Source organism: Pseudomonas sp. GV105 (assembly GCF_003058185.1).
GTDB classification, from domain to species: domain Bacteria; phylum Pseudomonadota; class Gammaproteobacteria; order Pseudomonadales; family Pseudomonadaceae; genus Aquipseudomonas; species Aquipseudomonas veronii.
In genome coordinates this window covers 191573-204712 of the sequence record NZ_QBUF01000004.1, presented here as the reverse complement: position 1 = coordinate 204712, position 13140 = coordinate 191573, and the positions used below count along the sequence as shown (strand labels likewise).

Annotated in this window: 12 protein-coding genes; all 12 read left to right on the top strand. The window is 60.3% G+C overall.

The features are described from left to right. Positions 1-115 precede the first annotated feature (115 nt). The 12 genes from C8K66_RS09410 to fliG all read left to right on the top strand — a co-directional run bounded on the left by C8K66_RS09410 (position 116) and on the right by fliG (position 13135). A complete protein-coding gene (locus C8K66_RS09410) occupies positions 116-1045 on the top strand; it encodes a ketoacyl-ACP synthase III (RefSeq protein ID WP_057003862.1) in 930 nt (309 codons plus the stop codon). 277 nt (positions 1046-1322) lie between these two features. Further along, complete coding sequence (locus tag C8K66_RS09405) at positions 1323-2738, top strand: flagellin (protein WP_057003863.1); 1416 nt, start codon at positions 1323-1325, stop codon at positions 2736-2738. Positions 2739-2812: 74 nt separating this feature from the next. Further along, a complete protein-coding gene (locus C8K66_RS09400; RefSeq protein ID WP_057003864.1) occupies positions 2813-3163 on the top strand; it encodes a flagellar protein FlaG in 351 nt (116 codons plus the stop codon). Between the two features lie 80 nt (positions 3164-3243). Continuing rightward, positions 3244-4650 carry a flagellar filament capping protein FliD gene (gene fliD / locus C8K66_RS09395; protein WP_108524693.1) on the top strand — a complete coding sequence of 469 codons (1407 nt, stop codon included), beginning with the start codon at positions 3244-3246 and terminating at the stop codon, positions 4648-4650. Positions 4651-4790: 140 nt separating this feature from the next. Then, complete coding sequence (gene fliS / locus C8K66_RS09390; RefSeq protein WP_057003866.1) at positions 4791-5195, top strand: flagellar export chaperone FliS; 405 nt, start codon at positions 4791-4793, stop codon at positions 5193-5195. A 24-nt stretch (positions 5196-5219) separates the two neighbouring features. Then, entirely contained in the window at positions 5220-5516 is a 297-nt protein-coding gene (locus tag C8K66_RS09385) for a hypothetical protein (protein ID WP_057003867.1), read from the top strand. 170 nt (positions 5517-5686) lie between these two features. After that, positions 5687-7162 (top strand): sigma-54 dependent transcriptional regulator, encoded by a 1476-nt coding sequence (locus C8K66_RS09380; protein WP_046382517.1) that lies wholly within the window; start codon positions 5687-5689, stop codon positions 7160-7162. Between the two features lie 110 nt (positions 7163-7272). Further along, positions 7273-8484: a PAS domain-containing sensor histidine kinase gene (locus tag C8K66_RS09375; RefSeq protein WP_032804228.1), complete on the top strand. Its 1212-nt coding sequence runs from the start codon at positions 7273-7275 to the stop codon at positions 8482-8484. A 6-nt stretch (positions 8485-8490) separates the two neighbouring features. Next, positions 8491-9867: a sigma-54 dependent transcriptional regulator gene (locus C8K66_RS09370; protein ID WP_017845376.1), complete on the top strand. Its 1377-nt coding sequence runs from the start codon at positions 8491-8493 to the stop codon at positions 9865-9867. Between the two features lie 131 nt (positions 9868-9998). After that, entirely contained in the window at positions 9999-10328 is a 330-nt protein-coding gene (fliE, locus tag C8K66_RS09365; protein WP_046382518.1) for a flagellar hook-basal body complex protein FliE, read from the top strand. A gap of 16 nt (positions 10329-10344) precedes the next feature. Beyond that, positions 10345-12123: a flagellar basal-body MS-ring/collar protein FliF gene (gene fliF / locus C8K66_RS09360; RefSeq protein ID WP_017845378.1), complete on the top strand. Its 1779-nt coding sequence runs from the start codon at positions 10345-10347 to the stop codon at positions 12121-12123. Continuing rightward, a complete protein-coding gene (fliG, locus tag C8K66_RS09355) occupies positions 12116-13135 on the top strand; it encodes a flagellar motor switch protein FliG (protein WP_010563975.1) in 1020 nt (339 codons plus the stop codon). Before fliF ends, fliG begins: the two co-directional genes overlap by 8 nt. Positions 13136-13140 lie beyond the last annotated feature (5 nt).

The following is a 13140-nucleotide window of genomic DNA, read 5'->3' as shown; positions in this document are numbered from 1 at the left end:
GGGTCCTTGCGGGACGGCTTTCAGCGAAATTGTCATGGGGTTATCCCCTTTATTGTCAGCACTCCAGGCGTCGTCCGAGGGGTGTTCTCCAGCTATTTAGTATTGGGAAGCCACAATGATTGGCATAAAAAGCATCGCCAGTTACGTGCCGGCCGACGGGATCGATAATTACGCCCAGGGTGCCAAATTCGCCAAGGATGAAGAGTTCATCATTGGCAAGATCGGGTCGGCATTCCTGCCGCGCAAGGAAGCTGGGCAGGAGACCTCCGACCTGTGTGTCGAAGCGGTCAATGCATTGTTTGCCAACAACCCGCAGTTGAAGCGTGAGTCCATCGACGCGCTGATCGTCGTCACCCAGAACGGCGACGAAGAGGGCTTGCCCCACACCGCCGCCATCGTCCAGGACAAGCTCGGCCTGCCGACTCACGTCGCTGCCTTTGACCTTTCCCTGGGTTGCTCCGGCTACGTCTATGGCATCTACGCGATGAAGGGCTTCATGGAGGCCACCGGCCTGAAGAACGGCCTGCTGATCACCGCCGATCCGTATTCGAAGATCGTCGACCCGGAAGACCGCAACACCACCATGCTGTTCGGCGATGCCGCCACCGCGACCTGGATGGGTGAAGATGCCTCGTGGTTGCTCGGCAAGGCCAAGTTCGGCACCGACGGCTCCGGCGCACCGCACTTGAAAGTCAGCGACGGCGTGTTCTTCATGAATGGCCGCCAGGTGTTCAACTTCGCCTTGCTCAAAGTGCCGGCGCACTTGCACGCGCTGCTCGATGAGTCGGACCTCAAGGCCGACGACATCGATGCCTTCTGCATTCACCAGGGCAGTGCGGCGATCGTCGACGCCGTGGCGCGGCGTTTCGAAGATGCGCCAGTGGAAAAATTCATCAAGGACATGGTCGAGACCGGCAACACCGTGTCGTCGAGCATTCCGTTGCTGCTGGAAAAGCACGCGATGGACTCCACCTGGAAACGCGTGGCAATCAGCGGATTTGGGGTGGGCCTGTCCTGGGGCTCGGCGATTCTCTATCGTCCGTGACGCTTAAATAGGTTGCACGCGCTTCAAGCATGAAGACGCCGATGATCGAACGATCATCGGCGTTTTTTATTTGGCGCCAGAAAAACCAATGAAATCAGGCCTTTTTGCCGGACTAAGCCCTTGAATTACAAGGGGTGGCACGGTGCTAGTAAAAAAAATCAAAAAACTCCTCAAGCAACCGGCTACCACGACGATAACTATTACGTAGGTTCTCTAGGCCACACCCGGCGGTTGCCAGGGCCGGAAGCCGCAGTATCCATCCAACGAGGATTTCGTCATGGCTTTAACAGTAAACACCAACATTGCTTCCATCACTACCCAGGGCAACCTGAACAAAGCTGGCAGCTCCCTGGCCACTTCCATGCAGCGCCTGTCTTCCGGCCTGCGTATCAACAGCGCTAAAGACGACGCTGCCGGCTTGGGTATTGCTACCCGCATGACTAGCCAAATCAACGGCCTGGGTCAAGCAGTCAAGAACGCCAACGATGGTATCTCCATCGCGCAAACCGCTGAAGGCGCAATGCAGGCTTCGACCGACATTCTGCAAAAAATGCGTACCCTGGCTCTGTCTTCGGCTACTGGCTCCCTGAGCACCGACGACCGTAAGTCGAACAACGACGAATACCAGGCTCTGACTTCGGAACTGACCCGTATCTCGCAAACCACCACTTTCGGCGGCCAGAAACTGCTGGACGGTTCGTACGGTACTAAAGCTATCCAAGTTGGCGCCAACGCTAACGAAACCATCAACGTAAGCCTGGACAACGTTGCTGCCAACAACATCGGTTCGCAGCAGATCAACAGCCTGGGCATTACCCCTGGTGCTGGTGTTGCTGGTGGCGCAATCGCTGTGACTGGTAACGGTCAGTCTACCAGCGTAACCGTAGCTGCCGCTGCTTCCGCTAAAACCATCGCTGCCCAACTGAGTGGCGCCGTCGGTGGCCTGAGCGCTACTGCCAGCACTGAAGCTCAGTTCGTTGTCGGCGCGGGTGCTGCTGCTGCTCCGGCTTCGTTCACCATGACCGTTGGCGGCCAAGCCACCACGTTCGTCGGTGTGAAAGATACCGCCAGCCTGGCTGACCAACTGAAGTCGAACTCCGCCAAACTGGGTATCAGCGTTAACTACGATGAATCCAAAGGCACTCTGTCGGTTAAATCCGACACCGGTGAAAACCTGGCCTTCAGCGCTTCGACCGCTGCCGGTACCATCACTGTTGCGACCAAAGACGGTTCCGGTACCTACGGTACTGCTACTGCCCTGGCTGACGGCATCATCGCTACCGGTGCTGTGAACATGAACTCCTCCAAGGGTTACTCCCTGGAAGGTGCTGGTGTGACCGGTCTCTTCGGTGCCGCGACTTCCGCTGCCTCGGCCAAGACCTCCGTATCGCAGACCGACGTGACTGACGCCACCAAGGCTCAGAACGCTGTGTCCGTGATCGACCAGGCTATCGCTACCATCTCCAGCTCCCGTTCGGGCCTGGGTGCTGTTCAGAACCGTCTGACCAGCACTGTGGATAACCTGACCAACATCCAGAAAAACACTACATCTGCCCGTAGTACTGTTCAGGACGTCGACTTCGCTTCCGAAGCCGCTGAACTGACCAAGCAGCAAACCCTGCAGTCGGCTTCCACCGCGATCCTGTCGCAGGCTAACCAACTGCCATCCGCTGTACTGAAGCTGCTTCAGTAATCACGGCACTGGGTAAATGATGGGGGGGCGCGTTTACGTGCCCTTTCGTCTTTTCCAATCAGAGGAGATTGGGCATGGACATGAATGTAAAACTGAACTTGTCTTATCCGCCACAGGCCCCTCAAGGCCCCGTGGCACCTGTGGTTGCTGACAAAGACAAGACTAAGGTTGAGCCGGCCGCGCCAACCACGGATAAGCCCCAAAAGGGCGATCTGGAAAAAGCGGTCACCGATATTAAAGAATTCGTACAAGCGGCCCAGCGTAATCTGGATTTTTCCATTGATGATTCCACCCATAGGGTTGTGGTCAAGGTCATTGCCACCGACACCGGTGAAGTGATCCGCCAGATTCCCTCGGAAACGGCCTTGAAGCTGGCGCAAAGTTTGTCCAGCGCCAGTCACGTATTGTTTGACGACAAGGCTTGAGCTGGCATGAAAATTGTTGCTGTTACGGCTTGAAGTGTTCTTTGTCAAGATAACGGCAGCCACCGTAAAGGAGAAAGATGATGGCGGGTACAACGATTACTGGCGTGGGGTCGGGCTTCGACACTCAGGCGATTGTGAAGTCCCTGGTAGATGCCGAGCGAGCGCCGAAACAGGCACAGATCAACACCCAATCGCAAAAGGCAACTACCCAGCTGTCGTCGATCGGCAAGATCCAGGCTGCCCTGGACGCCTTCCGTGGTGCGCTGACCAGCATGGGCACCGACAACAGCTTCAGCGGCTTGACCGGTACCTCTTCGGACGAAAAGGTCGCCACCATGACGGCCAACCAAGGTGCGGCGAACGGCAGCTTCTCGCTGATCGTCAACCAGCTGGCCACGCCTTCGAAGCTATCGACCAAAACGTTTGCCGGTGGCCAGTCGACAGTCGTCAACGCCGGCACCACGCCGACAACGCTGACAATCACGCAGTCGGGCAAGAACTTTGATTTGAGTGTGCCGGCAGGCGCGACACTGCAACAGGTGCGTGATTCGATCAACTCCACGTTCGGCACCGCCGGCCTGAGTGCCAACATCCTCACCGACTCCACCGGTTCGCGTCTGATCCTGACCTCCACCAATGGCGGGGTCGGTTCGGACCTGACGATGTCGGGCAACTCTGGGATTGATACCGGCTACACGGTAGTCAGCCCGCCTCAGAACGCCAAGTACACTATCGATGGCATTGCGGCGGAGTCCAAGTCCAACAGCATCACGGATGCGGTGAGTGGGGTAAGCATCAAGTTGCTGTCGCTGTCGCCTACGGTCACGGCCAACGATCCGAATACAACCAACCCGCTTCGTACAGCCATGACCATCTCGGTCAGCACCAGCGCCACCGCGCTGAAGTCCGGGGTCAAGGGCTTCGTCGACACCTACAACGCTCTGCTCAAGGCCATGAACGCCGAGACCAAGGTCACCAAGGATGCTGCCGGTAACTCCATCGCCGCAACCCTGACTGGCGACTCGACCATGCGTACCTTGCAGTCGTCGATCCGCAACGAGTTCAACGCACTGTCCGGCAACGGCACCTTGAAGTCCCTGGCGCAGTTTGGCGTCACGACCGACCAGGACACCGGGGCGCTGAGTATCGACAGCAAGCAGTGGGATAAGGCTGTCGCCACCAATGCTGCCGACATCAACAGTATTTTCAGCGGCAAGACCGGCTTGCTGGCGCGCCTGACGGCGGCTACCGATGGCTACGCCAAGGCCTCCACCGGGATTCTGGCGACGCGCACGACTTCGTTGGCCGACAGCCTGAAAGACCTGACCAAGCAGCAAACCGATCTGGATGATCGTCTCACGACGATGCAGGACTCCTTGACCCGCAAGTACACGGCCATGGACACGCTGGTGGCGCAGTTGCGGCAACAGAGCAGCAGCATCCTTGGCACGCTCAGTGCGCTGAGCAACTCCAAAAGCAGCAGCTGATTGAATGTGCGTGAAAAAGCCCGGGTCCGTTGACCTGGGCTTTGTTCTTTATAGCGCCGGCGGGTTAAAGTTTTTTGCGATCCAGTCGACATAATGGTTACTGCAACCCATCTAGCTGTTGCCTGTCACGAGGTAGAAACATGAATCCCATGAGAGCCCTTCGCCAATATCAGAAGGTCAATTCCCATGCTCAGATCTCCGAAGCCAGCCCGCATCGCCTGGTGCAAATGCTGATGGAGGGCGGTCTGGACCGTATGGCGCAAGCCAAAGGGGCGCTGGCGCGTGGCGATATCGCTCAGAAGGGCCTGATGCTCGGCAAGGCTTCTGACATCCTCATTGGCCTTCGTGATGGCCTGGATGCGGAAAAAAGCGACAACAAGGAATACGTCCAGCAATTGGACGGTCTATATGTCTATATGACCAACCGTCTGATGGAAGCCAATTTGCACAACGATGTCGACATGATCGACGAAGTCGCTCGTCTGTTGATTACCGTCAAAGAAGGCTGGGATGCCATTGCCGCACCACAAGGTGCCGCACAGTAAGGCCTCGGCCTTGAGGAACTGATCATGAGCCAAGCACTGCAACGCATCGATGAAACCCGCGAAGCCCTGATCGGCGCGCTGGCGGAGCGCAACTGGGAAGCCGTTGGCGAACTGGACCTGGGCTGTCGCGCGGTGATTGATCAGGTACTCAGCGAAGCGCCGGTGGACGAGGACGCCCTGCGGGAAAAGCTGGAGAGCTTGCTGGCGGTGTATCAGCAGTTGCTTGAGGTGACGACCGGTGAGCGCCAGGCGATTTTCGAAGAGATGTCGCAGATCAACCGAGCGGAAAGTGCGTCAAAGGTTTACCATTTGTTCGGCTGAATGGGCTCAGTTAATCCGAACGGTGCGTCATATATTTGACTGTGCCAGCATTTTTGACTTAACTAGTGCTGTTTTCAGATTTCAGACGTCTAGTAAGGTAAGAAATCTTACAAACGTCTAGATTGCCCTCACTCTGGGGCAGAGCGTTTTACTAGGGAAGTTGCTATTGCATGTGGCGTGAAACCAAAATTCTGCTGATTGATGACGATAGCGTCCGCCGCCGCGATTTAGCGGTGATTTTAAATTTTCTTGGCGAAGAAAATCTGCCCTGCGGTAGCCATGATTGGCAGCAGGCGGTCAGCTCGTTGTCCTCGAGCCGTGAAATCATTTGTGTACTGATCGGGACGGTAAACGCTCCTGGCGCAGTTCTGGGCTTGTTAAAGACACTGTCAACCTGGGATGAGTTCCTTCCGGTGTTGCTGATGGGCGATATTTCTTCGCTCGACCTGCCGGAAGACCAGCGCCGCCGGGTGTTGTCCGCCCTGGAAATGCCGCCCAGCTACAGCAAGTTGCTCGACTCCCTGCACCGCGCCCAGGTCTATCGCGAGATGTACGACCAGGCCCGTGAGCGCGGTCGTCACCGCGAACCCAACCTGTTCCGCAGCCTCGTCGGCACCAGCCGGGCGATCCAGCACGTGCGCCAGATGATGCAGCAAGTGGCCGATACCGACGCCAGTGTGCTGATCCTCGGCGAGTCGGGCACCGGCAAGGAAGTGGTCGCGCGCAACCTGCACTATCACTCCAAGCGCCGCGACGGGCCCTTTGTGCCGGTCAATTGCGGGGCGATCCCGGCAGAGCTGCTCGAAAGCGAACTGTTCGGCCACGAGAAGGGCGCCTTTACCGGGGCGATCACCAGCCGTGCCGGGCGTTTCGAGCTGGCCAACGGCGGCACGCTGTTCCTCGACGAAATCGGCGACATGCCGCTGCCGATGCAGGTCAAGCTGTTGCGCGTGTTGCAGGAGCGCACCTTCGAACGTGTGGGCAGCAACAAGACCCAGAGCGTCGACGTGCGGATCATTGCGGCTACCCACAAGAACCTCGAAAGCATGATCGAGGTCGGCAGCTTCCGCGAAGACCTCTATTACCGCCTCAACGTGTTCCCGATCGAGATGGCCCCGCTGCGTGAGCGCGTGGAAGACATCCCGTTGCTGATGAACGAACTGATCTCGCGCATGGAGCACGAAAAGCGCGGTTCGATCCGCTTCAATTCGGCAGCGATCATGTCCCTGTGCCGCCATGGCTGGCCGGGCAACGTCCGCGAGCTGGCCAACCTGGTGGAGCGCATGGCGATCATGCATCCCTACGGTGTGATCGGCGTGGTCGAGCTGCCGAAGAAATTCCGCTACGTCGACGAAGAAGACGAGCATCTGGTGGACAGCCTGCGCAGCGACATGGAAGAGCGGATCGCCATCAACGGTCATACCCCGGACTTCGGTGCCACCGCGATGCTGCCGCCGGAAGGCCTTGACCTCAAAGACTACCTCGGCAACCTTGAGCAAGGGTTGATCCAGCAGGCCCTGGACGACGCCAACGGCATCGTCGCGCGTGCCGCCGAGCGCCTGCGCATCCGTCGAACCACCCTGGTGGAAAAGATGCGCAAGTACGGGATGAGCCGTCGAGACGGTGATGAACAGGCAGATGATTGACGCCTGTTTTTCAAGTAACTGAAAACTAAGCGCATTTTTTTAGGCACGGGTATTGCTACAGCCCTCGCAACGTTCCGTTTAACTGACGGTCAGCCAAGCGAGAGAGCATGATGCCCCACGCCGCCCAACTACCTTCGGCCCCTGAACTCCAGGGGCCTGTCCCGTCCGCCGAACAGCTCAGCCGGCATGGCCTTGAGCAGGCGTTCTCGCTGTTCAGTCAGATGTCCAGCCAGTTGACCGACTCCTACAGCCTGCTGGAAGCGCGGGTCTCCGAACTCAAGGGCGAGTTGGCGGTGGTCAGTGCCCAGCGCATGGAAGAGCTGGCCGAGAAAGAGCGCCTGGCCAACCGTCTGCAGAACCTGCTCGATCTGTTGCCTGGCGGTGTGATCGTCATCGACGACCAGGGCCGTGTGCGCGAAGCCAACCCGGCCGCCTGCGACCTGCTCGGACTGCCGTTGGAGGGCGAACTGTGGCGCCATGTCATCAGCCGCTGCTTCGCGCCGCGTGAAGATGACGGCCATGAAATCTCCCTCAAGGATGGGCGCCGCTTGTCCATCGCCACTCGCTCCCTGGACGCGGAGCCCGGTCAACTGGTGCTGCTCAACGACCTGACTGAAACCCGTCACCTGCAAGACCAACTGGCGCGCCATGAGCGCTTGTCGTCGCTGGGTAGGATGGTCGCTTCTTTGGCGCATCAGATCCGCACGCCGTTGTCGGCGGCGTTGATCTACGCCAGTCATTTGACTGATGAGCAATTGCCCGCCGACACCCACCAGCGTTTTGCCGGACGCCTCAAGGAGCGCTTGCATGAGTTGGAGCACCAGGTGCGCGACATGCTGGTGTTTGCCCGCGGCGAATTGCCGCTGACCGACCGCATCACGCCGTCCGGCCTGATGCAGGCGTTGCAAGCGGCGGCCGCCACCCATGTGCAGGACGCCAATGTGCGCTGGCAGTGCGACAGCCACCAAGGCGAATTGCTGTGCAACCGCGACACCCTGGTGGGCGCGCTGCTCAACCTGATCGAAAACGCGACCCAGGCCAGCGGCCCCGGTGCGCGGCTGAAGGTGCATGTGTACGCCCGTGCGCAAACCCTGCGCCTGTGCATCAGCGACAGCGGTAGCGGTATCGAGCCGCAGGTGCTGCAGCGCCTGGGCGAACCGTTTTTCACCACCAAGACCAACGGTACGGGCCTCGGCCTGACGGTGGTCAAGGCTGTGGCGCGCGCCCATCAGGGAGAATTGCAGCTGCGTTCCCGCTTGGGGCGTGGCACTTGTGCATTGATGACCTTGCCGCTGTTTTCATGCGCGGCAAGCGCGGAGTAAAAGGCTATGGCTATCAAGGTTCTGTTGGTGGAAGATGATCGTGCCCTGCGTGAGGCATTGGCTGACACGCTGCTGCTGGCGGGCCATGACTATCGGGCGGTCGGTTCTGCCGAGGACGCCTTGGCGGCGGTGGAGCAAGAGGCCTTCAGCCTGGTGGTCAGCGACGTGAACATGCCTGGCATGGACGGCCATCAGTTGCTCGCGCTGCTGCGCGCACGCCAGCCGCAGTTGCCGGTGCTGCTGATGACCGCCCATGGCGCCGTCGAGCGCGCAGTGGATGCCATGCGCCAGGGCGCGGCGGATTACCTGGTCAAGCCGTTCGAGCCCAAGGCGTTGATCGAGCTGGTGGCGCGGCATGCCCTGGGGGTGATTCCTGTCGGCGAGGCAGACGGCCCGATTGCTTTTGAGCCGGCCAGCGCACAATTGCTGGAGCTCGCGGCCCGCGTGGCGCGCAGTGATTCCACCGTGTTGATTTCCGGCGAGTCGGGCACCGGCAAGGAAGTGCTGGCGCGCTATATCCACCAGCAATCGGGGCGCGCCCAGCAGCCCTTTATCGCGATCAATTGCGCGGCGATCCCCGACAACATGCTCGAAGCCACGCTGTTCGGCCACGAAAAGGGCTCCTTCACCGGCGCTATCGCGGCCCAGGCGGGCAAGTTCGAGCAGGCCGACGGCGGTACCATCCTGCTCGACGAAATTTCGGAAATGCCCCTGGGTTTGCAAGCCAAACTGCTGCGGGTGCTGCAGGAGCGTGAAGTGGAGCGGGTCGGTGCGCGCAAGCCGATCCAGCTGGATATCCGCGTGGTCGCCACCACCAACCGCGACCTGGCGGGTGAAGTGGCGGCGGGGCGCTTTCGTGAAGACTTGTTCTACCGCCTCTCGGTATTCCCCCTGGCTTGGCGCCCGCTGCGCGAACGCCCGGCGGACATCATCCCGCTGGCCGAGCGCCTGCTGAACAACCACGTCAAAAAAATGAAGCACGCTCAGGCGCGGCTGTCGGCCGAAGCCCAGGCATGCCTGATCGGCTACCCCTGGCCCGGCAACGTGCGGGAGCTGGACAACGCCATTCAGCGCGCGTTGATTCTGCAACAGGGCGGCTTGATCCAACCCCAGGACTTCTGCCTGGCCATGGGCAGCGGCGCCGCGCCGTTACCAAGCCTGGCGCCCGCGCCGCTGGTCGCCGAAGCCGAATCCGCCGGGGCCCTGGGCGATGATCTGCGCCGCCGCGAATTCCAGATGATCATCGACACCCTGCGCGCCGAACGCGGCCGCCGTAAAGAAGCGGCCGAGCGCCTGGGCATCAGCCCACGCACCCTGCGCTACAAGTTGGCGCAGATGCGGGATGCGGGGATGGACGTGGAAGCTTATCTGTTTGCTATCTGAGCGGTAACAAGGTCGACAAGTTTTGTCGCCTTTTCTTACAGGTTGATACAGAGCTGGCACCCTTGTTGCTACCACCCCTAGTAACCGCTGCGTAGTGTCAAAAAATTGCGGGTCGTCGGAGAGAGAAGGTCATGAGCCAGGGTATTGAGTTCAATCGGTTGATGTTGGATATGCGCTCCATGCAAATGGACGCCATGGCTCAACCGAAATCCGTCGCACAAGCGCCGGAATTGGGCCAAAGCAGTTTCGCCGATATGCTCGGCCAGGCCATCAACAAAGTCAGTGACACCCAGCAAGCGTCCAACCAGTTGGCGACCGCGTTCGAGATCGGCAAGAGCGGCGTGGACCTGACCGACGTGATGGTCGCTTCGCAGAAAGCCAGTGTGTCCTTTCAAGCCTTGACCCAGGTGCGCAACAAACTGGTCCAGGCTTATCAAGACATCATGCAGATGCCGGTTTAAGGACGAGATTTAAGTCATGGCAGAAGCAGTCGTGGACAACGTACCCGCCAAGACAGACGGCAAGCCGCCGCTGTTTGGCCTGTCGTTCCTGGAAAACCTCTCGGAAATGACCATGCTGCGTCAGGTGGGCCTGATGGTCGGCCTGGCGGCCAGCGTGGCGATTGGTTTTGCTGTGGTGCTGTGGTCGCAGCAACCCGATTACCGGCCGCTGTACGGCAGCCTGGCCGGTATGGACTCCAAGCAGATCATGGAAACCCTGGCCGCCGCCGACATCGCCTACACCGTGGAGCCCAACTCCGGGGCACTGCTGGTCAAGGCCGATGACGTCGCCCGGGCGCGCATGAAGCTGGCCGCCGCCGGCGTGACCCCGTCCGACAGCAACATCGGTTTCGAGATCCTCGACAAGGACCAGGGCCTGGGCACCAGCCAGTTCATGGAAGCCACCCGCTACCGTCGTGGCCTGGAAGGCGAACTGGCGCGCACCATCTCCAGCCTCAATAACGTCAAGGGCGCGCGGGTCCACCTGGCGATTCCGAAGAGTTCGGTGTTTGTGCGCGACGAGCGCAAGCCAAGTGCCTCGGTATTGGTCGAACTGTTTTCCGGCCGCTCCCTGGAGCCTGGCCAGGTGTTGGCGATCATCAACCTGGTGGCCACCAGCGTTCCCGAATTGAGCAAGTCGCAAATCACCGTGGTCGACCAGAAGGGCAACCTGTTGTCCGACATGGCCGAAAATTCTGCGCTGACCCAGGCCGGCAAGCAGTTCGACTACAGCCGCCGCATGGAAAGCATGCTCACCCAGCGTGTCCACAACATCCTGCAACCGGTGCTGGGCAACGACCGCTACAAGGCTGAAGTGTCCGCCGACGTGGATTTCAGTGCCGTCGAGTCGACCTCCGAGCAATTCAACCCGGACCAGCCGGCCCTGCGCAGCGAGCAGTCCACCAGCGAACAACGCACCGCCAGCAACGGCCCGCAAGGCGTACCGGGTGCCCTGAGCAACCAGCCGCCGGCCCCGGCCTCGGCACCGCAAACCACCGGCGGCGCTGCCGCGACCGCGGGCGCCATCGCTCCCGGCCAGCCACTGTTGGACGCCAACGGCCAACAGATCATGGACCCGGCCACCGGCCAGCCGATGCTCGCTCCGTACCCGGCGGACAAGCGTAACCAGTCGACCAAGAACTTCGAACTCGACCGTTCCATCAGCCACACCAAGCAGCAACAGGGCCGGATCAACCGCCTGTCGGTGTCGGTGGTGGTCGATGACCAAGTCAAGGTCAACGCCGCTGACGGCGCCGTCACCCGCGCACCGTGGAGCGCCGACGAATTGGCGCGCTTCACCCGCCTGGTGCAGGATGCCGTCGGTTTCGACGCCAGCCGTGGCGACAGCGTCAGCGTGATCAACATGCCGTTCTCCGCCGAGCGTGGCGAAGTGATCGCCGAAGCGGCGTTCTACACCCAGCCGTGGTTCTGGGACATCGTCAAGCAAGTGCTGGGCGTGTTGTTCATCCTGGTGCTGGTGTTCGGCGTGCTGCGTCCGGTGCTCAACAACATCACCGGCAATGGCAAGAAACAACTGGCGGCCTTCGCTGGCGGCGACGTCGAGTTGGGTGGCATGGGCGGCCTGGACGGCGAACTGGCCAACGACCGTGTCAGCCTCGGCGGCCCGCAAAGCATCCTGTTGCCAAGCCCGAGCGAAGGCTATGACGCTCAGTTGAACGCAATCAAGAGTCTGGTGGCAGAAGACCCGGGCCGTGTGGCCCAGGTCGTGAAAGAGTGGATTAACGCAGATGAGTGATAATCGAGCCGCTGTTGCCAAACTCACCAAGGTCGACAAAGCCGCAGTCCTGCTGCTGTCCCTGGGTGAAACCGACGCCGCCCAAGTGCTGCGCCACATGGGCCCCAAAGAGGTTCAACGGGTCGGCGTGGCCATGGCGCAAATGCGCAACGTTCACCGTGAGCAGGTCGAACAGGTGATGAGCGAGTTCGTCGAGATCGTCGGCGACCAGACCAGCCTGGGCGTCGGCTCCGACAGCTACATCCGCAAGATGCTCACCTCGGCCCTCGGCGAAGACAAAGCCAACGGCCTGATCGACCGCATCCTGCTGGGCGGCAACACCAGCGGCCTCGACAGCCTCAAATGGATGGAGCCGCGCGCCGTCGCCGACGTGATCCGCTACGAACACCCGCAGATCCAGGCGATCGTGGTGGCGTACCTCGACCCGGACCAGGCCGGCGAAGTGCTCGGCCACTTCGACCATAAAGTGCGCCTGGACATCATCCTGCGCGTATCGTCGTTGAACACCGTGCAGCCGGCGGCCCTGAAAGAACTCAACACGATTCTCGAGAAGCAGTTCTCGGGCAACTCGAATGCTTCGCGCACCACCTTGGGTGGTATCAAGCGCGCCGCCGACATCATGAACTTCCTCGACAGCTCGGTCGAAGGCCAGTTGATGGACTCGATCCGCGAGATCGACGACACCCTGTCCGGCCAGATCGAAGACCTCATGTTCGTGTTCAACAACCTCTCCGATGTCGACGACCGCGGCATCCAGGCGCTGTTGCGCGAAGTCTCCTCCGACGTGCTGGTACTGGCCCTCAAGGGCTCGGACGAAGGCGTCAAGGAGAAGATCTTCAAGAACATGTCCAAGCGCGCCTCGGAACTGTTGCGCGACGACCTGGAAGCCAAAGGCCCGGTGCGCGTCAGCGACGTGGAAACGGCCCAGAAGGAAATCCTCACCATTGCCCGCCGTATGGCCGAAGCCGGAGAAATCGTTCTCGGCGGGAAGGGCGGCGAAGAAATGATCTAAGGCGC